Source organism: Gemmatimonadota bacterium, assembly GCA_009838645.1.
In the GTDB taxonomy this organism is placed as follows: domain Bacteria; phylum JAAXHH01; class JAAXHH01; order JAAXHH01; family JAAXHH01; genus JAAXHH01.
The window spans coordinates 58751-79638 of record VXRC01000012.1 but is presented as its reverse complement, the minus strand read 5'-3'; the positions used below and the strand labels follow the sequence as shown (position 1 = coordinate 79638).

At 63.9% G+C, this 20888-nt stretch carries 19 protein-coding genes; 11 read left to right on the top strand and 8 right to left on the bottom strand.

The genetic code is table 11. The features are described 5' to 3' along the window. The 9 genes from F4Y38_04105 to F4Y38_04065 all read left to right on the top strand — a co-directional run bounded on the left by F4Y38_04105 (nucleotide 1) and on the right by F4Y38_04065 (nucleotide 9673). Nucleotides 1-624 (top strand): hypothetical protein, encoded by a 624-nt coding sequence (locus tag F4Y38_04105; protein MXY48468.1) that lies wholly within the window; start codon nucleotides 1-3, stop codon nucleotides 622-624. Nucleotides 625-704: 80 nt separating this feature from the next. Then, nucleotides 705-1550 (top strand): hypothetical protein, encoded by an 846-nt coding sequence (locus F4Y38_04100; protein MXY48467.1) that lies wholly within the window; start codon nucleotides 705-707, stop codon nucleotides 1548-1550. Then, nucleotides 1507-2547: a DNA photolyase gene (locus F4Y38_04095; GenBank protein MXY48466.1), complete on the top strand. Its 1041-nt coding sequence runs from the start codon at nucleotides 1507-1509 to the stop codon at nucleotides 2545-2547. The genes F4Y38_04100 and F4Y38_04095 overlap by 44 nt, the downstream gene beginning before the upstream one ends. Beyond that, the gene (locus F4Y38_04090) at nucleotides 2538-3257 is read left to right on the top strand and encodes an SDR family oxidoreductase (GenBank protein MXY48465.1); all 720 of its coding nucleotides are present in this window, start codon (nucleotides 2538-2540) and stop codon (nucleotides 3255-3257) included. Before F4Y38_04095 ends, F4Y38_04090 begins: the two co-directional genes overlap by 10 nt. Before the next feature lie 112 nt (nucleotides 3258-3369). After that, nucleotides 3370-4245, top strand: a complete 876-nt coding sequence (locus F4Y38_04085) for an MOSC domain-containing protein (protein ID MXY48464.1) — start codon at nucleotides 3370-3372, stop codon at nucleotides 4243-4245. A gap of 43 nt (nucleotides 4246-4288) precedes the next feature. After that, on the top strand, nucleotides 4289-5719 hold the full coding sequence (locus F4Y38_04080; protein MXY48463.1) for a hypothetical protein: 1431 nt from the start codon (nucleotides 4289-4291) through the stop codon (nucleotides 5717-5719). 73 nt (nucleotides 5720-5792) lie between these two features. Then, nucleotides 5793-6890, top strand: a complete 1098-nt coding sequence (locus F4Y38_04075) for a Gfo/Idh/MocA family oxidoreductase (GenBank protein ID MXY48462.1) — start codon at nucleotides 5793-5795, stop codon at nucleotides 6888-6890. Between the two features lie 290 nt (nucleotides 6891-7180). After that, nucleotides 7181-8446, top strand: a complete 1266-nt coding sequence (locus F4Y38_04070) for a hypothetical protein (GenBank protein ID MXY48461.1) — start codon at nucleotides 7181-7183, stop codon at nucleotides 8444-8446. 288 nt (nucleotides 8447-8734) lie between these two features. Then, nucleotides 8735-9673 (top strand): PorV/PorQ family protein, encoded by a 939-nt coding sequence (locus tag F4Y38_04065; protein ID MXY48460.1) that lies wholly within the window; start codon nucleotides 8735-8737, stop codon nucleotides 9671-9673. 56 nt (nucleotides 9674-9729) lie between these two features. On the opposite strand, the gene F4Y38_04060 is transcribed toward F4Y38_04065, so the two are convergent. The 8 genes from F4Y38_04060 to F4Y38_04025 all read right to left on the bottom strand — a co-directional run bounded on the left by F4Y38_04060 (nucleotide 9730) and on the right by F4Y38_04025 (nucleotide 19063). Continuing rightward, a complete protein-coding gene (locus F4Y38_04060) occupies nucleotides 9730-10608 on the bottom strand; it encodes a glutaminyl-peptide cyclotransferase (GenBank protein MXY48459.1) in 879 nt (292 codons plus the stop codon). Further along, nucleotides 10605-11102, bottom strand: a complete 498-nt coding sequence (locus tag F4Y38_04055; GenBank protein ID MXY48458.1) for a GNAT family N-acetyltransferase — start codon at nucleotides 11100-11102, stop codon at nucleotides 10605-10607. The genes F4Y38_04060 and F4Y38_04055 overlap by 4 nt, the downstream gene beginning before the upstream one ends. Continuing rightward, nucleotides 11099-12169 (bottom strand): hypothetical protein, encoded by a 1071-nt coding sequence (locus F4Y38_04050; protein MXY48457.1) that lies wholly within the window; start codon nucleotides 12167-12169, stop codon nucleotides 11099-11101. Before F4Y38_04050 ends, F4Y38_04055 begins: the two co-directional genes overlap by 4 nt. A gap of 74 nt (nucleotides 12170-12243) precedes the next feature. Then, nucleotides 12244-13296 carry a zinc-binding alcohol dehydrogenase gene (locus F4Y38_04045; GenBank protein ID MXY48456.1) on the bottom strand — a complete coding sequence of 351 codons (1053 nt, stop codon included), beginning with the start codon at nucleotides 13294-13296 and terminating at the stop codon, nucleotides 12244-12246. Between the two features lie 25 nt (nucleotides 13297-13321). Beyond that, on the bottom strand, nucleotides 13322-14851 hold the full coding sequence (locus tag F4Y38_04040) for a glycoside hydrolase family 32 protein (GenBank protein ID MXY48455.1): 1530 nt from the start codon (nucleotides 14849-14851) through the stop codon (nucleotides 13322-13324). Between the two features lie 72 nt (nucleotides 14852-14923). Then, complete coding sequence (gene nudC, locus F4Y38_04035; protein MXY48454.1) at nucleotides 14924-15961, bottom strand: NAD(+) diphosphatase; 1038 nt, start codon at nucleotides 15959-15961, stop codon at nucleotides 14924-14926. A 28-nt stretch (nucleotides 15962-15989) separates the two neighbouring features. Next, entirely contained in the window at nucleotides 15990-17210 is a 1221-nt protein-coding gene (locus F4Y38_04030; GenBank protein ID MXY48453.1) for an aminotransferase class I/II-fold pyridoxal phosphate-dependent enzyme, read from the bottom strand. After that, nucleotides 17207-19063: an aspartate aminotransferase family protein gene (locus tag F4Y38_04025; GenBank protein ID MXY48452.1), complete on the bottom strand. Its 1857-nt coding sequence runs from the start codon at nucleotides 19061-19063 to the stop codon at nucleotides 17207-17209. The genes F4Y38_04030 and F4Y38_04025 overlap by 4 nt, the downstream gene beginning before the upstream one ends. 453 nt (nucleotides 19064-19516) lie before the next feature. Between F4Y38_04025 and F4Y38_04020 the strand changes: the two genes are divergently transcribed. Together F4Y38_04020 and F4Y38_04015 are read left to right on the top strand one after the other, a co-directional pair. After that, the gene (locus F4Y38_04020; protein ID MXY48451.1) at nucleotides 19517-20149 is read left to right on the top strand and encodes a hypothetical protein; all 633 of its coding nucleotides are present in this window, start codon (nucleotides 19517-19519) and stop codon (nucleotides 20147-20149) included. Further along, nucleotides 20146-20883 (top strand): ROK family protein, encoded by a 738-nt coding sequence (locus F4Y38_04015; protein MXY48450.1) that lies wholly within the window; start codon nucleotides 20146-20148, stop codon nucleotides 20881-20883. Before F4Y38_04020 ends, F4Y38_04015 begins: the two co-directional genes overlap by 4 nt. Nucleotides 20884-20888: the final 5 nt, after the last annotated feature.

The window sequence follows — 20888 nt, the reverse complement described above, 5'->3', positions numbered from 1 at the left end:
ATGAAAGCCAGGTACTGGGTGGGCGGATGCCTGTCCGCGATCATCCTGCTCGCCGTTATCGCCGGCGCAGCCTACTATTTCATCCTCCAGGCGAGTGATGAACTGGTTGACACATACACGAGCCCGGAGCCCCTCGATTTCGCCCGCGCGGAGGAGGGACGGGATGAAGCGCTTTCCGTAATCGACCGGTTCAGAGACTTCGTCATTGCCCTCGAAAGGGGTGAGGAGACCGGGAGCTTTTCGCTGTCGGCGGACGACATCAATGCCCTCCTGGAGTATGAAGACCTGCTGCGTGAGTTCCACGGGATGGCGCGCGTGGACATCCAGGACGACAGGCTTCTGGCCGAGATCAGCGTACCCCTCGACCTGTTCAACGAACGATTCGAGGGCAGGTACCTCAACGGCACGGGCGATATCTCCGTCGAGATGAGGGACGGACGGCTCGAGGTCAACATCGACCGGCTGGAGGTCGGCGGCCGGAACATTCCCGAAGAGTTCATGAATGAAATCCGGAAGAACAACCTGGTCGAAACCCTTCTCCAGGATCATTCCCTGGAGCGGTTCATGGGCCTGGTGAAGTCCGTGAAAGTCGAGGACGGCCGGGTCGTCATCGAGCCCAAATAGGATCGTGCCCAAATAGGATCGTGCCCAGGCAGGAACCGGATCCAGGCAGGAACCTGTCTTTCGCAACGCGGTAACCCACCATGCCCGTCCTCCTCGCCATCGCCCTGCACGCGGAAGCGCAGCCCGTGATCGAGCGTTTCCGCTTGAAGCAGGACGGCTCCTCAGGCCTGCCCGTCTTCCGTCGTGACGATGTCTGGCTCACCGTGACGGGCACGGGAGGCATGAAGTCCGCCATCGCGACCACCTGTCTGTTCACCCGGGTCGAACGGGATGAAGACTCGGTCCTATTCAACCTCGGCATCGCCGGCCATACGCAAAAGGCGGAGGAAGAGCCCGTTTCGGTGGGAGACCGGTTCCTCGCGAACAAGATCACGGAACGGAGCACGGGCCGTTCCTTCTTCCCCGACCTGCTGGCGAGGACGTCCCTGGCGGAATCCGTGGTCACCACCGTGGAACGGCCCCTGGACCGGGCGAATGCCGGGACCGTGGAACCGGGCCTGGCCGACATGGAGGCGGCCGGGTTCTACCAGGCAGCGGCGACCTTCCTCCCGCCCCACCGGATCGGCTGCGTGAAGGTCGTTTCCGACCACCTTGAAACGCGGCGGCTCGATAAAAACAGGGTAGGCGAACTGATCGCGGGCGCCCTGGATGAATTCGAAGCGGCGGTCGCGGCCTACCGGTCGATCGACGACGGTGGGCCGGACGTGTTGACCGGCGCGGACCTGCAGCTCGTCCAGGACATCCGCGACCGGCTCCGTCTTACAGCCAGCCGGCACCGGATACTGTCCGACCTGGCCCGGTCCTACAAGCTCCACACCGGGTCGGATCTGCCCGATCTGACGCGGTTTACCCACGTCTCCGTGAATACGAGACAGGAAGGCGATGCGCAATTTGAACGACTCCGGGGCGTCCTTTCGGTGGAGTAACTTCTCCCACCTCTACATCGAGCGCGGCGCGAAGGAATACCCCCTCACGCGGCGCATCAGGGAACGCTTCGCCAGGGCCCGCATGGTGGAGATCGACGATTACAAGGCGATCTTCGCCCGGCCCCGGCAACGGTTCCAGGCGCAGAAGGAGAGCATGAAACTGATCCTGGCCGTGAAGAAGGACCGGTTCCTTTACGACGGTTCGGGAAACAGCCAGAACTTCAGCCTCGAGGACTTCCACTACAACACGCTCATGTTCAACTGCGTGTACAACTGCGACTACTGCTACCTGCAGGGCATGTACCCCTCGGCGAATATCGTGGTTTTCGTAAACCTGGAAGACTATTTTACCGCGACGCGCGAGGGCATACGCGGCAGGTCGAACCCGGCACAGCCGTTTTACCTGTGCATCTCGTACGACACCGACCTGCTCGCTTTCGAATCGGTCGTGCCCTACTGCCGCGCGTGGATCGAATTCGCCCGCGAGGAGCCGGACCTGCTTATCGAGATCCGTACCAAGAGCGCCGCGTACCGCGCCATCCGGGATCTGCCGCCCACGGACCGCGTCATCCTGGCCTGGACGCTTTCCCCCGAACTGGTTGCCGCGCGCTACGAACACGGGACGGCGCCGCTCCACCGGAGGCTGGAGGCCGTCCGGTCGGCCATTGACGACGGCTGGCCGGTCCGTCTTTGCTTCGACCCGATCCTCGCCGTTCCGTCCTGGGCCTCCCTATACGGCGACCTGGTCGATGAAGTCGTCCGAAGGATCGACCCGGCCGCCGTTCGCGACGTGACCGTGGGCGCTTTCCGCCTGTCGAAGCACCATTTCCAGCGCATGAGGCGCCAGCGGCAGGATACGCCGCTTCTGTACGGCGAATTCGTGCAGGAGAACACTACAGTGACCTACCCCGCCGAGCGGCGTGAGGAAATGACCGCCTTCATGCGGAAGCGCCTGGGAGACCACTTCGGAGAGGAGCGGATCTTCGCATGGACGTAGCACTGGTCACCGGCGCTTCCTCCGGGATCGGGAGGGCCATCGCCGCGCGCCTGGTCGAAATAGGTTACGACGTATACGGGTATGCCCGAGACCACGGGAAGACCGCATTTCGCCACGCCCGTTACACAGCGGTCGAATGTGATGTCACCGATACCCGGCTTCTGCTGGACCGCACAGAGGAACTGCTGAGAGCGACCGGGGGTCTGAAGATCCTGGTCAACAACGCCGGCGTCGGTTTCTTCGGCCCCCACGCCGCCATGGCGCCCGATCGGATAGAACGCATGGTCCGGACCAACCTGATCGCGCCCATGGTCCTGACCCGGGCGACGCTGAGGCACCTGGAGGAATCCCGGGGATATGTCGTCAACATCGCATCGACTGCGGCGTTGAATCCCGGTCCCTTCGGGGCCGCCTACGGCGCGACGAAGGCCGGTCTCCACCAGTTCGGGCAGGCGCTCTTCAGCGAGGTGCGGAAGAGCGGCGCCCGGGTGGTGACCCTGTACCCGGACATGACCCGGACGCCATTCTACGACCACGCGGACTTCGAGCCCGGTGAGGATCCCGGTACCCACATCACGCCCGAATGCGTGGCCGACGCCGTCGCGCAGGCCGTGGACCAGCGGGAGGGGACGGTGATCACGCAGATCGTCCTCCGGCCGCAGCGGACGCAGGTGGCCCGCAAGGGTCCGCCGCGGCGGAAGAAGGATTAGCCGACCTAGCGGGGTCGACCGCGCGCCTCGCGCGAACGAATACACCGGACCCGGTGTTGTTATAAAAAGGAAGCCCGGTCCGTCCGGACGCCACCACACGAAAGGAACTTCGATGCCTTACATTTCCTCCCTCCACGTCTATCCTATCAAGTCCTGCGCAGGACACGAACTGGCGCGGGCGGAACTGGACTCACGGGGGATCCGAAACGACCGGTCGTGGATCGTCGTCGGGGATGGCGGTGGACAGCCTGGACAGCCTGACCTTTCCGGTTCATCCGGACCGCCTGGGTCACGCGCGCCGCTCTCGCCACTTACTCAGCGTGAAGCACCCGCCCTTGCGCTCGTCCAGCCTGCTCTTGCCTCGGGCGGACTGGCGCTTTCGGCGCCGGGCATGGAGGACCTGTCGGTACCGCGACTCGTGGAGGGCCCTGCCCGAAACGTGGACGTGTGGGGAGACCTCTGCGACGGGATCGACCAGGGCGACGACGCGGCGGACTGGTTCAGCACGTACCTGGACGCGTCCTGCCGCCTGCTGAGTTTCAGCCCGGACTTCGTGCGCCCCGTGGACCCGGACTTCGCGAGTCGGCCCGGCGACCAGGTGGGTTTCGCGGACGGGTTCCCGCTGCTGGTGATCTCCGAGGCTTCCCTGGCGGACCTGAACGCGCGGCTCGAGACCCCGCTTCGCATGAACCGCTTCAGGCCCAATGTCGTCGTGGCTGACTGCCCGCCTTACGCGGAGGACATGTGGAAGCGCGTCCGCGCGGGGGAGGTGGAAATCGACTTGGTCAAGCCCTGCGGCCGGTGCGCCACGACCCTGGTCGAACAGGAGAGCGGGACGCCGGGCAAGGAACCGCTGCGCACGCTGGCGACCTACCGCAAGTTCGACCGGTCGGCACCGTCCTTCGGCCATAATGCCGTGCACCGGTCACCCGGCGTGCTCGAAGCCGGGATGGCCGTTCAGATCCTGGAAATGCGGGACACCGCATGAATACTCCGGAAAGGAAGACGCCTTGAGCCAGCGCGTAATCGCCATGCCGGCCGGCCGGTGCAACCTGGGCTTCGCACGGATCGACATCACCCCGCCCGCAGGGATCTATCACCGCAGCTGGGGCGCGGCGAAGCATGACGCGTCCACGGGCGTGCACCGGGAGCTGACCGCCTCCGCACTGGTGTTCGCGGACTCCGGGGCCGGGGAGAAACACGCCCTCGTCGCCCTCGAACTGGGCTGGCTTCAGGCCGGCGACCTGCAGCGTCTTTCGGATACCGTTTCCGCCGGAACCGGCCTGCCCGCCGAACGCGTCGTCATCACCTTTTCCCATACCCACGCCGCGGGCAACTACGATCCGGACCGTCTGGAGCACGAAGGCGGCGAACTGATCCTGGGATACCTGGACGATCTCGGCAAGGGGCTCGCCAGCCTCGTGGAGGAGGCCAGGGACGCCATACATCCGGTCGACCTGGCCTTCGGATACGGCCGGTGCGACCTGGCGTACAACCGGGACTACTGGGACGATGAAAACCGGCTGTACGCCGTTGGGTCCAACCCGGACCGGGCCGCCGACGACACGGTCGTGGTCACCCGCGCCAGCGACCGGGAAGGCCGGCTGGTCGCCACCCTCGTAAACTACAGCTGCCACCCGACGACCCTGGCCTGGGACAATACGCTAATCAGTCCCGACTACCCCGGCGCCATGCGGGAAGTCGTGGAGCGGGAAACCGGCGCGCCTTGCGTGTTCCTGCTGGGCGCGAGCGGGGATCTCGGGCCGCGGTACGGGTTCGTGGGCGAAACGGAGGCGGCGGACCGGAACGGCCTTCAACTGGGCTATGCCGCGCTTTCGGCCCTGGAGGGCCTGCTGCCCGACGGGACCGAGATGCGCTACGACGGCCCCGTGGTTTCGGGCGCCACCATCGGGGTCTGGCGTCAAAGCCCCATGGATGCCGGGCGCGCGCAAGGGCTCGAAGCCTTCGACGTCGCCGCGATGACCTTGGACCTGCCCCTGCTGGACCTGCCCGGGCAGGCGGAACTCGACGAGCAACTCGCCGAATGGACGTCCCGCGAAGAGGCCGCCCGGCAAGTTGGGCAGGAACGGGAAGCCGCCGACTACCGCGCGCACATCGAACGGGTCCGGCGGGCCATGCGGCGCATCGAAAGCATCCCGCCGGACAGCCAGTCCGTCCCCTACGGCGTCACGCTCTGGCGCATCGGCGAAGGCGTCCTCGTGATGGTAAGCGGCGAACCGTACAGCGTGCTTCAGCGCGAGTTGCGGGCACGCTTCCCGGCAACCGCCGTCGTCGTGGTCGTCCTGTGCAACCAGAACCTGGGAACCGGCGGCTATCTGCTGCCCGCGGACGACTACGGCAAGGGGCTCTACCAGGAAGAGGCGGCGGCCGTCGGCCCGGGCGGACTCGAGGCGGTGATCGCTGCGATCGAGCGGCAGCTTGCGGCCTGGGGACTGAAGTAGGCGAAAGTCCGTAAGAAGCGCGGCGCAAGTATGCGAATCAGGACCAGATCGTAGACCAGACAGGAGCGAAAACATGTCGGCTGGCAAAATACGCATCGGACTCATCGGACTCGGATCGGTCTGCGAATTCGTGCATTACCCGGGGTTCTCCCGCATTCCGGGCGTGGAGATCGCCGGCCTTTGCGAGGTGGACGAGGATCTGCTAGCCCGCAGGCAGGCACAGTGGGGCGTCGCGGCCGGTTTCACGGACGTGGACCGGTTCCTGGCCGCCGTCAGGCCGGACGCCGTGACCGTCGCCGTGCCGAACGTGTACCACCGCGATATCGTGCTCAAAGCCGTCGCCGCGGGCTGTCACGTGCTGTGTGAGAAACCCATCGGCATGACCGTCGCGGAGACCGTCGACATGTACGAGTCCGCCCGGGACGCCGGCGTCCGGCACATGACCGCCTTTACCTACCGGTTCGTGCCCGGCATGCGCTACCTGAAGCACCTGGTCGACGAAGGACAGCTCGGCGAGATACGCCACGCGCGCTTCCAGCGTCTCCAGGACTGGGGGGAGCATTCCGTGGGATGGCGCCAGTACCGGCGCATGGCGGCGACGGGAGAACTCGGCGACATGGGCATCCACCGCATCGACTTCGCCGAGGACCTGCTCGGTCCGATCCGGTCGGTGTGCGCGTCGCTCAAGCAGGTCGTTCCCCGGGACCGCACGGAGGACGGGCGGCCCTGCGAGCCGCAGGACGTGGAGGACTGGGTAGCCTGGATCGCCGAGTTCGAATCGGGGACCACGGGCGTGTTCGAGATGGGCAAACTGACCAAAGGCCACGGGCGCGCCGGCGACCATGACCTCTGCGAGTTGAACGGAAGCGAAGGCTCAGCCGCCTACCGGCTACACACCCCCTTTGCCATCCAGGCCGGACCGCGGCGGGAGAAATACCGGCGGCGCAGCGTCCCGAAGCGCTTCCTCGCCCTGCCCGGTTCCCCCCGCGACCCCAGAGAAGGCGACCCCGCCCAGACCTTTCGCTTCGACCAGGCCTGGGAGTTCGTCTGCGCCATCCGCGAGGGACGGGACTGCGTGCCTTCCTTCTACCACGGCATGCGCGCGCAGGTCGTGGCGGAGGCCATCCTCGAGGCGGCGGCGTCCCGGAGGTGGGTGGACGTGCCGGGGTGAAGTCCACTACGACGCACACTCCAGATCGTCACCAAAGTCATGTACGCTTGAAATTGGGAACACGTGCGGGTTAAGTTCGTATCATTCAGATATAGTATCGTTGTTGATTACTTGAGCGAACGAATCTTACACACCGAACCGTATTTCTCATTTCGCCCGTCAACCAAGGTATAGGTTTTAGGATGCATAGACTGACGTGGGTAGCAGGCTTCGTTGTGTTACTACTGTTCGAAGGGAACGTTTTCGCCGGTCAAGTCCAGTATGATCTTGATCCCCGGACTATATCACAGTTGGACGAAGCGATAGCCGGTGCGGAACAGGATAAACAATTCCGCGTCGAACGGTCGGCTTATTCAGAGTACACGCCGCCGGTACTGTCGGAGACAGGCCTTGTTCTATTGTCGGCCGACAATCAGACGATACGTGCTCTGGACCATAACAATACGACGTTATGGGAATTCACTCCATTATCTAGAAAGTACTATGTAAGAGATCGACCTAGTCAAGTTGGACTCTTCCGGAACTACCTGAAGTCTTCATTGGATGGCCGTTTCATCATGTTTGCCAATGGAGTAAGCCATTCATCAGAAAGAATCAGTCATTTAATAGTCGTCGTTGACTCCGAGTGGGGATTTCCACGTCTCATGAAACACCCTGAGTACGATCTACGGTTCTCCAGTACAGGGGACTATATGATATCGGGCGTCTACAGGAATGAAGGTACCCACCCTACGCCCGTAAAAGTGTACGAAACTGATTCCGGCAGAACATTATGGACACATGAAGTCGAAGCAATGGATATTGCGGACCTAGGCTCGAATGAGGTTGCATACATTAACATAGCCAATAGAAACCCGGTACTGACCATAGTGGAATTGGCCACGGGAGAACATGCGCTAACCATACCCATCAAGTGGTTGGTGCCAGAACGGCCAAGATGGAGACACTACCATCACCTGTCGTGGAATCTTACGACATCCAAAGATGGGACAAAGCTATTGGTTTCCGTAAGCGACAGTAGCTTTGACGGTCCAAGTCCTAGTTTTAAGCATACGGTGATGTTCGATCGGGAAGGTCGTACGCTGTGGAATGACATGAGAAAGATGCCGAACAGAAACGACGCTGCGGTAAAATTCAGCCCAATTGGTTTCAGTCCCAATAGCAGGTATCTTTTAATTGAACGGTTTCAATGGATTAGAGGGATCGGTATCGAACCTCAACAGTATCAATTGATCATGGTCAATTCGGACACCCGCGATGTGCTTTGGACGCTTAACTTTGATGCCTACTTCAGTTATGGTTTGATGCTGATGACGGATCAATACATCGTACTGTCCCAAAGCTATGAACCCCACACACTCATTCTCGGCATAGATGTATCGGGACAGATTCGCGACCTGGCGCAACTGGATCGGAGAATAGTATGGAGAGGTCTTCGTGTCGACAAACCTGTAAGTGACATGCCTCAGAAGCGATATCGGCATTCTTTTCTTTTTGAGGAAGTCGAGCAGGACAGCATAACTTACACCGCTGAATACGTACCATTTAGGCCTTAAAACCGATTTCATTGACAACCAGATTAATCCGCTGACCGACCTGACTTAATCCCAACCCACCACGGCTCCTTCCGCCCTGAAACCGCCCACCACCGGATTTTCATTTCACCGTCATAGATTCGTCATACTCCTCCATTATATTATAATCGATCTGTAACGCATGGTCCCGGCACGGGCCGGGCAGGACGCCGTGCATTTATCGCTGAGGATCTCGATGACCGACGCGATCGGTAGAAATTCAGTTGTCCTGGAGGGATAAAAAGGGGAGATTGGTATGAAGGAGAACACGTGAGAAAACTAAGCTACCTGCTCATCGCAACGCTGCTGGCGATTCCGGCCGGGCAATCCCAGGCCGGTGTCGGGCAGGCCGGCGGCCTGTTCCTGCAGATCGCCCCCGACGCGCGGTCCACGGCCATGGGCGAGACCGGCGTCGCCCACGCCCTGGGTGCCCAGGTCCCCGCGTGGAATCCGGGCGGACTGGGATTCCTCGAGTACAGCGGTGTGTCGGGAACCTATTTCAAATGGTTGCCTTACCTGGCGGACGATCTCTACTACCTGCACTTCTCCTACGTGCATCCGGTCGAAGGCATCGGGACCTTCGGAGTCAGCGTGCCTTATCTTTCGCTGGGTGAACAACAGAGGGTGAGCGCGACAGGGGACAGCCAGGGGACGTTCAAGAGTTCGGACATGGCGGTGTCCCTCTCGTATGGCGCCCTGATCAACGACCGCCTTGGGGTCGGTTCCAATCTGAAGATCATCCGGAGCGCCCTGTCCGACGAGGACGACGGGGTGGGCACGAGCTTCGCCCTGGACGTCGGCGTTACCGCCCGCGTCATGCCCCGGTTCACCGTGGCCGGCGTCCTTCAGAACCTGGGGACGGAAATCAAGTACACGGATTCGAATCAGGGAGACCCGCTTTCCCGGAACCTAAAGGTGGGCGCCGCGCTCAAAGCGCTCGAAGACGAGTCGAACAGCCTGCTGCTTGCCGTCGACCTCAACCGCATGCTACTGAAGGACAGCGGTAACATCCTGAACGTCGGGCTGGAATACTGGTACCAGGATCTGATCGCGCTTCGGACGGGGTACGTGCACGACGCGGAAGGCGATGTGAAAACGCCCACGTTCGGCGGCGGCCTACAGTGGAATATGTACCGCATCGACTTCAGCTACACCACGAGTTCGACGCTGCAGGACATCACCAAGTTCACCATTTCCGCCAGGTTCTAAGACAAAGAAAACAGAGATCCGTTGGTCGAACAGGGCAGGATCGGCCGGGTAAACGGTTACCCGGAGGGGTCCTGTTTTTCGACCAGCCGGATCTCGAAGAGCCGGGGCCAATACTTGCCGGTGACGAACAGCCGGTCCCCCGTGGCATCGTAGGCGATGCCGTTGAGCACATCCACCGTGCCGCCCCCCTCGCCGAGTCCATGCTGACCGCCCGATTCGAGCAATCCCTCCAGGTCGATCCACCCCGTGACCCGGCCCGTTTCGGGATCGATGCGGGCGATGCGGTCCTCCTGCCAGATATTGGCGTAGACCTCGCCCTTCACGTACTCCAGTTCGTTCAGGTTGCGCACCGGGCCGTCCCCGTCCCGCACGACCACCCGGCCGGTCTCCGCGAAGGTCACCTTGTCGCGGAAGTACAGGTTGGATGAGCCGTCGGTCATGATGAACTGCGCGCCGTCGTAGGCGATGCCCCATCCCTCGCCGGGATAGGACACGCTCCGCAGCAGTTCGAAGCGCTCCCGGTCGTAGATGAACCCGACACCCGATTTCCAGGTGAGTTGGATGATCTTGTCGTCGTAGAGGGCGAGCCCTTCCCCGAAGATCGTCGCGGACAGCCGGCGGACCCGTTCCACTTCGCCGGTCTGCAGCGCCACCTGGCGCAGGGAGGACTGGCCGTAGTTCCCAGTACTCTCGTACAGCGTTTCGCCATTGATCGCCAGGCCCTGGGTAAAGGCGCCGGTATCGTGGGGGAACGACCGGACCACCTCGTAGGTATAGGACTTTGCCGCGACCGCCGTGGTGTCGTTCCCCGCCTGCGTATCGGTGGGACTGGTGCTCGAATTCGTCGGTTCGGTACAGGCGGCGATGCCGGTCAGGACCGCGAGGCCGGACAGGACCGCGAGGCTGACCAGGACGGCGATCAGGTTCCGCTTCATGGGTCGGGTTCCTGCAACTTCCGGTACATGATGTGTGCATCCACGAGGCCGTGCTCGGGATGGTCGAACGCGGCCGGTACGGTGCCGACTATCGAGAACCCCAGGTCCCGCCAGAGTGCGACGGCCCGGTGGTTCGTGCCGACGACCATGTTGAACTGCATGGACAGGAATCCCGCGCGGCGCGCCTCTTCGAGGGCGTGGATGCCCATGGACCGCCCGACGCCGCGGCCCTGGATGTCCGGATCGACCATGAACCCCGCGTTCGCCACGTGGGCGCCCTGTCCCGGCTGGTTGGGCCGGATATAGTAGGTGCCCACCACCTCGCGGCCTTCCAGCGCTACGTAGGTCCGGTTCGGCGGCGCCGTCCACAGCGCGCGGGCCTGGTCCCTGTCCGTGTCGGGCGGATACGGATAGGTGTCGGCCGACCGGACGACCCGGTGGAAGATGGACCAGATGGCTTCGAAGTCGTCTTCGCCGGCCCGGCGTATCCTCATCCTCCGCGCCCTCTTTCCAGGAGCATGGATTCTATCGCCTTCCTCTTCTTCTCGCGGGCAATGTCCAGCGCCGTGGCGCCGTCCCGGTCCCGGATGGACGGGTCCGCGCCCTGGTCGAGCAGGTAGGTGACGAATGGCTTCCCTGCGCCGCGGACGGCGGCCCAGTGCAGCGCGGTGCGTCCGCGATGATCGTCGACGGCGTTCACGTTGGCGCCGCGGTCGACCAGGAAACGGGCCATGTTGTAGGTGCCGTACTGCACCAGTTCGCTCAGGGTGTCGTCCACCGCGGGATGCCGGATGTCCGCCCCGGCCGCCAGCAGCATTTCCACCGAATCGTAGTCCACGCTCCACAAGGCGTTGACCAGGCCGGGACCGGGTTTCGCGCCGGCGTCCAGCATCGCCTGCATCATGGCCCGGTTGCCGATGGCGGAGGTCAGCGGAGGAGGAGGCCGGTTGACCTCGGCGCCCCGCTGCAGGAGCAACACGACGATCGCTTCAAGACGGGCGGCGACCTCCGCGTCGTCCCGGCCCGCGCCGGAAGCCGCGGCGTAGTTCAGGGGCCGCCACCGGTTCTCGTCCACCGCGTCGACCAGGCTTTCGTTTTCGTCTAAAAGCGCCCGGACGCGATCCGCCTCGCCCAGGGCCACGCTGGTGAATATATCCCAGTCCTCGATGTATTCGCGGAGCACCGGCAGGAACTGGATCTCCCCACCCACGGCGGCGAGACAGGGCGCCGTCATGCGGCCGTGGCCGCCCCGCAGGTCGATGCGCGCGCCGTGTTCGAGGAGGGCGCGCACGGTTTCCACGTGGTGCGGACCCTTGGGAATCGTCTTCTTGTGTTCCAGCACGCGATGCAGCGGCCGGTGCCGATGGTTGTTGCGGCTGATCACGTTGGGATCGGCGCCGTGTTCGACCAGCAGCCTGACGATCTCCGTACTCCCCGTGAATGCGGCCGTCATGACGGGTTGCCAGTGCCGGGCGGCCTCCGGGTCTTCCTTCAGCAGGGCTTTCGCGGCGTCCAGGTCGCCGGACCACGCCGCGCTCGTCAGTTGCTTTTCCAGGGCCATGGACCTCTTCCTCCGATTCCTCGATACCTTACGGCCGGCTTACGGCCTCCCTACGGGGCGACCTTACGGCCGGCTTACGGCCACCTTACGGCTACCTTGATCACTTCATCCGGCGCGTGCCGCATCTTGCCGTACGCTTCCGGCAATTCGTCGGGTGTCACGACGGGATCGGGCAGACCGTGTGGATGGAGCGTGCCCTCCCGGAAGAGGCGGACCAGGATTTCGAAGATCCGGTCCTCCTCCCAGAACAGGTTTCGCTGCGGGCGGCTGCAGGCCCGCGCCGAGACGATGTCGATCTGGTTGAAGTGGAACTCCTCGCCGAGGTAAAGTCCCTTCGCGTCTCCCAGGTAGAAGGCCAGGGGCACCACCCGCCCGGCGTACCGGGTGGCCCGGATCGCCTGGTTGAGCGCGTGGTAACTCCCGCTGGCCTCGATTGCGACATCCGCGCCGTGTTCGAGCCATTCGCGGGACGCCATGCCGAATTCGCCGACCTCCTTCGGATCGACCGCCCTGGTCGCGCCGTGCCGCAGTGCCAGTTCGCGCCGGCGGGCGATCGGGTCCACCGCCACCACGTCGACCGCGCCGGACAGCCGGGCCAACTGGACGGTGAAGAGCCCGATGGCGCCCATGCCGAAGACGATGACCCGCTCGCCAATCCGCACCTGCCCGTCCCGCACGGCCGCCAGGGCGAAGTCGGCGGGATCCATGCAGCAGGCGGCTTCTTCGGTGAATCCGGGAAGCAGCGGCTTGAAGTGACGGCCCTGGTGAACCGGCCTGAATCCCCCGTAACCATATACCCGGTCGCCCTCCTTCACGTCTTCGACTTCGCTGCCTGTGGCCATGACCGTACCCACGGTCGTATTGCCCACGGGTTTCCACGTCGTCGGGTCGTAAGAATGGGTCCGCGACCGGTCGAAGACCCGGCCGTCCGGATCCATGGGCACGCTGCAATAGATGGATTCTCCCGTGATCTCGCCCTTCTCCGTCCCGTGTTTCGCCGCGGTGAGTTCGCTGCGGACACGGACTTCGTCGGGATCGAGATCGTCCAGCGTATAGGATTCCCATCGGGGTTCGAAGGCGTTGTTGCAGACGAGCTGCCGCAATTCGATGCCATCCACGGTGGCCATGCTTCCCTCCTGGGCTACGGGCGGTTCAAACCCATATCGATTTCATCTTGTAGGCCCGGAGCGACCGGACCCGGCTGTCGACGCCCTGGGAGCGGAAGGACACGCCCGTGCTGTCCGGCCGGTCGGGGTAGACGCGCAGCGCGACACACTGGCGGCCGTTGGCGAATACCTCCACGACGCTCCGGTCCACGAACACCCGCAGTTTCAGCGTTTCCTCCTCCTCCAGCGCCAGTGGCGCGGTCTCGGGCGCGCGGGACATCACGTCGGGCGCGGAGGACGCGTAGGAGGTATCGACGGAAAGCAGGCTCCCGCCATGGAACCCGCGGCCCCGGTAGAAGGCGATGCGCGTGAACTCCTCCCGGTCCGGCGACCGAAGCACGTTCATCTCCACCATGGGCGACGAACCCGGGTCGATCTCCAACTCGAACTCCATGGTGTTGCCGCCCTCCGGCGCGGGCAGCACGACCTCCTGGTTGGCCGGGAGGTTGAAGCCGTCGAACCGGACCGGGGCTTCCCGCAGCGATTCGAGGGCCTCGACCGGTTCCTGGTACAGTTCGTCGCCGTCGACGGTCAGGCGCCGGGGCAAGGACATGATCTGGTTCCACCCCTCCGTCGGCTTGCCGTGGTTCATGTTGAAGATCGCGACGAGTCCGCCCTTGCCGTCCGGCGTGGCCGAAGGCGCGTGCAGCCCGGAAGGCTTGTACGCACCGAAGTTGAACTTGGCGCCGTAGGTCACCACGAACTTGTCCCGTTCCGTGTCGTAGTCGCCGATCAGGTACTGGGGACCGCTCATGTGGCTGAAGAAGAGCAGGATGTAACGGTCGCCGATGGGCCAGAAATACGGGCAGGCGCCGTCGTCCCCCACCAGGGTGTAGTCGTCCTCCTCTACGAAGGGATGGAGGTAGGTCCAGCGGGCCAGGTCCTCGGAGCGGAACAGGTAGTTCGCACGCCTCTTCTTGCCGGCCGGCCCTGTCGGCTTGGTGCCCGCGGAGAGCGAATAGTAGACCCCGTCCTTCTTCCAGATGCACGGATCGAACACGTTGTAGGGCGCGGGCGGACCGTCCTTCGGCGGCATGGGGATGACGGGCCCACCGGTGACCTTCTCCCAGTTGAGGAGCAGGGGATCGCTGGATACGGCGACCATGTTGCCCGCGACCGTGCCGTGGTACATGGCGATCACGCGGTCCTCCTCCACCAGCGCGGCGCCCGAGTAACAGCAGCGCTCCGGGTTGGGATAGATGCAGTAGGGCAGGTCGCGCCAGCGGACGAGGTCGTCCGAAACTGCGTGCCCCCAGTGCTGCCGCGTGTCCTCGGGCGGGTAGGCCTGGTAGAACAGGTGCCATCGTCCCTGCCAGAAACACAGGCCGTTGGGGTCGTTGAGCATGGCCTCGGGATTCACGTAATGGTACGCGGGCCGGTGCGGATCGTCATCGTAGCTCCTGCGGGACGCGTTCAGGCGCTGCAGGAGCGGGTTATCCGCCAGCGCGGCTTCCTGCGCTTCGAGCGAATCAGTGGGAAAGGTGTAATAGGGGACCAGGGACGTGTAGTCTTCCATGATTTGCTCCGTATTTGGATTCGATGGCGGCCGGCGGCGCTGCGCCTCGCGATGCCAGACGCATCGACCGCTTCAGCGGGCGGTCACTTCGGCCACCCAGGAATCGACCAGGAACCGGGCGATGGAATCACGGCGCGGCAGGGCGCATGCGACCGACTCGTCACCCCACTCGCCGAAACCCAGGACCTCCTCGGCGGTGAACCAGCGGGCCTCTACGAGTTCCTCCGCGTTCACCACGATGGCGGTGGTTTCCGCCCGCGCGCGGAAACCCAGCATCAGCGACGAGGGGAAGGGCCAGGGTTGGGAGGCCTGGTAGTAAGAGGCGCTCACGCGGACGCCGACCTCCTCGAACACCTCCCGGACCACGGTTTCCTCCAGGCTCTCCCCCGGTTCCGTATAGCCGGAGAGCGTGGAAAACACGTTCGGCGGCGGCCTGTGGTGGTTGCCCAGGAGACACATGGGCGGTCGGCCGTCTTCCGGCCGGTACTCCACCAGCGTGATCACCGCGGGGTCGATGCGGGGAAAGGCATTCCTGCCGCAATCCGCGTCCGTGCACCGGCGCCGGCGGCCTCCTTCCAGGCTTTCGGTGGCGTGGCCACATCGGCCGCAGAACCGGTTCTCGCGGTGCCAGTACAACATCCCCCGCGCATACGCCATGAGCGCGGCTCCGCGCGCGTCGATCGACGGACCGGCGCGCCAGAGGTCCTGGAACTTTCCCAGGCCTCCGGCCGCCGCGACCGCCTCTTCTTCACCGGTACCCGAGAGGTCTACCGCGAAAACAGCCCGGTCTCCTTCCATACCCAGGAAAACGGTTTCGCAACTGGCCGTAAGCACATCCGCGCCGACCGGTTCGGCCACTCCGCCCGGGCCGGCCACTCCGGTCGCGCCGGCCACTCCGGTCGCGCCGGCCGCGTCAGAGGAACCCCCACAGACTACGGCGGACGGCAGGGACGCCCCATGGCCGTCATCGATCAGGCTCAGATCGTGCCAGACGGGAATGAAGCGGGTATCGTCCCGGACCAGCCGTCCGGCGAGCCACTCCGGATCGCCGCGCCGTTCCTCCACCCGATCCAACGGGACGTCCGCGAATTTCAGTACCGGATTGTCCATGGGACCCGTGTCTCGCCCGAATGCCGCGCTACAACACCGCTTCCAGCGTGTTGATGAAGGCCTCGTTCTCGTCCGGCGTGCCGACGGTCACGCGCAAATGCCCCTTCAGCCCCCACCACATGCCGTCGCCGATCCAGACATTCCGCTCCTGGAGCGCATCGAATACGCGTTCGGCTTTATCACCGAGCCTGAACAGGACAAAGCAGGAATCGCTGGGCGTATACGGGATATCCAGCCGTTCGAAGGCCTTGCCCAGGTAGGCCTTGCCTTCCTCCACCGTATGCCGGCTACGCTCGTAGTGGGCGTGGTCGTCCAGTGCGGCGATGGCGGCGTACGCGCCCAGGTTGCTCGGCGGCCCGCCCAGGTTGTAAAGCGACAGTTTGCGTCTCAGCCGGGGCGAAAGCACGGCATATCCTACACGCATGCCCGCCATGCCGTAGATCTTGGAGAACGTCCGGGAGACGATCACGTTGTCCTGTTCCCGAGCCAGGTACACCGCATCGCGGTAACCGGGATCGGCCGTGTAATCGATATACGCTTCGTCGATGAACACTGTGACATGAGCAGGCACGGACCGGACGAAATCCACCAACGCGTCATGGTCCACCACCGTGCTGGTTGGATTGTTCGGATTCGTCACGACCACGACCGTCGTCTTGTCGTTGATCTTCTCGTACATGGCGTTCAGATTGTGCCGCAGGTCCCGGGTCAGGCGGACGTAGTTGACCTTGACGTCGACGCCTTCTTCCTCCCTGAGCCGTCCCCAGACGGCCGCGGTGTCGTAGTAGGCGGGCTGGGCCTGGACCAGTTCGGCCTTGTTCCGGGCCGTCGCCAGGCCCACCGAGTGAAGGATCATGCTGGAACCCGCGCTGAGGACCACCCGGCGGTTTTCCGTAACCTCGTCCCAGTTGTCCCATGTCGTCTCGGTGACTGGCAGGCCGTGTTTTCTTTCGAGCGCGTTGGTCAGGGTCTCCACCGGGTCCGGCATGAAACTCCAGTGGTAACGGTTCACGTCGAATATGCGCGCGGCGACCGCCTCGACCGCCCGCGGAGACGGTCCCAGGGGGTTCTCGTTGGACGACAGGTTCACGTAGCCCGGCGCGATACCATGACCCTGGATATCCTCCGGTTTCTTGCCCGACACCAGGGCCTGCGCCATCACCATCGGATCGGCGGACAGGGCAGCCAGTCCTCCCAGCAGCGTTCCCCCGATGAATCCACGGCGCGACAGGTTGGAATCTGGTTTCATGACGTCTTCAACTCCTTTACTGTTTCCCGGATGCTGTCCGACAATACGTCCAGCATGAGGTCCGTCTCTTCCCGGGTGATAACGAGCGGCGGCGCCAGTGCGATCCAGTTGGGATCGAAGCGCGTGAGCAGCCCTTTTTCGAGCGCGGTCCGGCCAGCCTGCACGCCGAACTTCACCGCTGGATCGAAGGGCGTGCGGGTTTCGGGATCTTCCACGAATTCAACGCCGGCCAGCAGGCCGCATCCCCGGATATCGCCTACGATGCCGAATTCCCGCAGTTCCTCCAGCCGCCGCCGGACATAGGCGCCCGTCTCGCTTGCCCGGGCGCAAAGGTCCCTTTCCCGGATCTCCGCCAGGTTGGCCAGTCCGGCCGCCGCGGCCAGCGGGTTGCCGCCGTAGGTATGGCCGTGGGAAAACTCGACCTCGTCCTCCTCCCTGCCGAGAAAGGCGGAGGCGATGGAATCCCGGAAGGCGATCCCCGCCAGGGGCACGTATCCGCTGGACATGCCCTTGCCCATGCAGAGAATGTCGGGCGCCGCCTCGAAGGTCTGGGCCGCGAACATGCTGCCGGTGCGGCCGAAGCCGGTGATGATTTCGTCGTAGATCAGGAGGATTCCGTGCCGGTCGCAGATATCCCGCAGCTCGGGGAGATACCCCGGCGGCGGCATGATGATCCCGCCGGTGTTTCCCACGGGTTCCAGGATGAGCGCGGCGATGGTCTCGGCGCCTTCCAGCTCGATGAGGTCCTCCACCGTCCGGGCGCAGAAGACCTCGCAGTCCGGGAAGGTCTTTTCATAGGGACACCGGTAGCAGGTCGGCGGGTGGACGTGCAGGAAACCGTGCAGCGTGGGTTCGAACATGGTCTTGCGCCGGCGCGTGCCCGTGGCCGACAGGGCCCCCATGGTCGCGCCGTGGTACCCGTGAAACCGGGAGATCACCTTGAACTTGCCCGGGTTGCCGGTCTGCCGGTGGTATTGCCGCGCCAGCTTCATGGCCGCCTCGGTGGCTTCCGAACCGCCGGACAGGAGCTTGATGGTGTTCAGATCTTCCGGCGTGACTTCCGCCAGCCGCTGGACCAGCTCGATGGCCGGCGGGCTGGTGGCGTGGAGCGGAGGCGCGAAGGCCATGGTGTCCAGCTGCGCCTTGATCGCCTCGATGATCCTCCGGTTTCCGTGGCCGGCGTTCACGGTGAAGATGCCCGACAGGCCGTCCAGGATCCGCCGTCCGTTTACGTCCTCGTACCAGACCCCGTCCGCCTTCCTGACGACGAGTGGGTCCTCGATGAAGGTCTCCATCTGGCGCAGGTCGAGGACGAGCCGCCGCAAGGATTCAGGCGCTGTGAGCAGTTCGGTATTCATCATGTGGCTGCCGATCAGTACAGCCGGTCGATGACGACGTCCGCCCCGGAGTCTCCAACGACCACCCGCGGGTTGACCCCTTCCATGTCGCCGGCCTGCGGTACGCCGGCGTTCCCGTCCAGGTCGATGCGCGCGACGATGGTGACTTCCCCGGTAAAGGCCGGGCCCTGGACGGCCTGGTCCGCGCCAGTCAGCGTGTACGGCATGGGGAACCGCAGGCTTCTGAAACGCTTGACGGCCATGGGCGGACCGTCCTGGCTTCGTCTCGCCATGACGTACATGGTCTCCGAGCCCCTGAGCCGCGCGAAGAGTTCCGGCGTGATGTCGATGGTTCCCGATACGCTCGCACCGTCTCCCGGGACCGCGGTGGGCTGTCCTTCCTCGAAGCTTCGGCCGGCCACCCGGCTGCCGTCGATCGGACGCTGCGCCTCCACGAAGGACCTGCCGGACGGCTGTCCGCCGTCTTCGGGCAAGGGACGCAGGTTCTGGTCGCATCCGCACCAGATCAGCGCACCCAGCAATATCGATTTGAAATGTATAAGGCGCATGGCAATAAAGGGTCCCGTTTATGGGTCCCGGCTATGGGCCCTGGTCAGCGGGAAGGCCCTGTAGCGACGGGTGTTTTTCTTCGTCCGGACACTCCGGATAGTCTAGGCGAACCCCCGCCGGTTGTCAACCTCTATGTACCTGTTGTGTACCTGCTTGAGGGAAGAAGAAAACCCTTGACTTGACCGGTTGCGCAAACCTAACATGAAGCTTCGCCGGCGACTCCTTTCCCGGGGTTGGCCGGCATGTTGTTTCAGGCAGGCAAAGCACGAGCGTTCATCTACTTTGCCATGCCTGCCTCGGGTGGGAATGGCCGGCATGGTCTTGCCAGATTCCACCTCCTCTTTACGATAAACCGGGTCTTCTTCCAAGGCGGTTCCCAGGAACCGGGACTGGACAGTCATGCCGCAGGGTACGATCACCAGGCTGAACCACACCAGGGGTTACGGGTTCATCAACACGCCTGAGAACGAGGACCTGTTTTTCCATCGATCCAACATTACGGACGGGCAGTTTTCGTTGCTGCAGGTCGGCGACCAGGTGGCGTATACCGTCCAGTTCACTTCCCGCGGCCCCCGGGCCGATCAGGTCCAGGTCCAGAGTCAGTCCGTGAGACTCCAGGTGAACCTTGCCGTGAAGGACCTGCAGGTGTCCGCGGCATTCTACACGGAGACCTTCGGCTTCAAGGAACTGTCGAACGATCCCGGTTACATCCTGCTCCAACGGAACGAACTGGTCCTCGGACTGAAGACCGACGAACTGCTCTGGTATCCGGACCCGGGGGAACAGCCTGTCGAGTCGCTCGCCCGCGGCGTGGGGGTCGAACTGGTCCTGGAGATCTCGGATATCGGCCAGTTCCATGCGAAGATGGAACAGGCCGGGGTGGCCATACACGAACCGCTGAAGGGACAGCCCTGGGGCGCCACGGACTTCCGCATGCTGGACCCGGACGGCTATTACTGGCGGATCACTTCCCCGCGTGACCGCGATGCCGTCCAGGCCGAGGAAGAATCGGCGGAAGGCGAACCCGCATGAGTCTTCTGGGGATCGATATCGGCGGAACGGGCATCAAAGGCGCGCCGGTCTGCCTGGAAACCGGAAGACTCGAGACGGATCGCTTCAGGATCGACACCCCCAGGCCGGCCACGCCAAAGAAAGTCATCGAGACCGCGGCGGAAATCGTCCGGCACTTCGACCTGCAGGGACCCGTGGGATTCGGCTTTCCCGCGGTCATCAAGCACGGTACGGTGCGGACCGCCGCGAACATCGACGCGTCCTGGATCGGCGTCAACGCCGTAGAACGCATGGCGAAGGCGACGGGCAGGGCGGTCGTTTTCCTGAACGACGCGGATGCCGCGGGCATGGCGGAAATGCGGTATGGCGCGGGCAGAGGCCGGGACGGCGTGGTGGTCATCGCGACCCTGGGAACCGGCATCGGCACCTCCCTGTTCATCGACGGCACGCTCGTGCCCAGCACGGAATTCGGACATATCGAGATGAAAGGCCGCGTCGCGGAGAAATACGCCGCCGATAGCGTTAGGAAGGCGAAGGGCCTGAGCTGGGAGGTATGGGGCGGACGGGTGAACGAGTACCTGTGCAGGCTGGACGAGTTGATCCGCCCGGACCTGATCATCGTGGGCGGCGGCGCCAGCAACAAGTACGAAAAGTTCTCGTCGTGGCTCACCGTGGATACCGAGGTCGTGCCCGCCCGGATGAGGAACCAGGCCGGGATCATCGGGGCGGCACTGGCCGCACAGACCGCCGCGTGACCCGC

Bases quoted from the DNA above. Each gene is read 5' to 3' on its own strand.
- F4Y38_04105 (MXY48468.1), top strand. From the start codon at position 1: ATGAAAGCCAGGTACTGGGTGGGCGGATGCCTGTCCGCGATCATCCTG.
- F4Y38_04100 (MXY48467.1), top strand. From the start codon at position 705: ATGCCCGTCCTCCTCGCCATCGCCCTGCACGCGGAAGCGCAGCCCGTG.
- F4Y38_04095 (MXY48466.1), top strand. From the start codon at position 1,507: ATGCGCAATTTGAACGACTCCGGGGCGTCCTTTCGGTGGAGTAACTTC.
- F4Y38_04090 (MXY48465.1), top strand. From the start codon at position 2,538: ATGGACGTAGCACTGGTCACCGGCGCTTCCTCCGGGATCGGGAGGGCC.
- F4Y38_04085 (MXY48464.1), top strand. From the start codon at position 3,370: ATGCCTTACATTTCCTCCCTCCACGTCTATCCTATCAAGTCCTGCGCA.
- F4Y38_04080 (MXY48463.1), top strand. From the start codon at position 4,289: ATGCCGGCCGGCCGGTGCAACCTGGGCTTCGCACGGATCGACATCACC.
- F4Y38_04075 (MXY48462.1), top strand. From the start codon at position 5,793: ATGTCGGCTGGCAAAATACGCATCGGACTCATCGGACTCGGATCGGTC.
- F4Y38_04060 (MXY48459.1), bottom strand. From the start codon at position 10,608: ATGAAGCGGAACCTGATCGCCGTCCTGGTCAGCCTCGCGGTCCTGTCC.
- F4Y38_04055 (MXY48458.1), bottom strand. From the start codon at position 11,102: ATGAGGATACGCCGGGCCGGCGAAGACGACTTCGAAGCCATCTGGTCC.
- F4Y38_04050 (MXY48457.1), bottom strand. From the start codon at position 12,169: ATGGCCCTGGAAAAGCAACTGACGAGCGCGGCGTGGTCCGGCGACCTG.
- F4Y38_04045 (MXY48456.1), bottom strand. From the start codon at position 13,296: ATGGCCACCGTGGATGGCATCGAATTGCGGCAGCTCGTCTGCAACAAC.
- F4Y38_04040 (MXY48455.1), bottom strand. From the start codon at position 14,851: ATGGAAGACTACACGTCCCTGGTCCCCTATTACACCTTTCCCACTGAT.
- nudC (MXY48454.1), bottom strand. From the start codon at position 15,961: ATGGACAATCCGGTACTGAAATTCGCGGACGTCCCGTTGGATCGGGTG.
- F4Y38_04030 (MXY48453.1), bottom strand. From the start codon at position 17,210: ATGAAACCAGATTCCAACCTGTCGCGCCGTGGATTCATCGGGGGAACG.
- F4Y38_04025 (MXY48452.1), bottom strand. From the start codon at position 19,063: ATGCGACCAGAACCTGCGTCCCTTGCCCGAAGACGGCGGACAGCCGTC.
- F4Y38_04020 (MXY48451.1), top strand. From the start codon at position 19,517: ATGCCGCAGGGTACGATCACCAGGCTGAACCACACCAGGGGTTACGGG.
- F4Y38_04015 (MXY48450.1), top strand. From the start codon at position 20,146: ATGAGTCTTCTGGGGATCGATATCGGCGGAACGGGCATCAAAGGCGCG.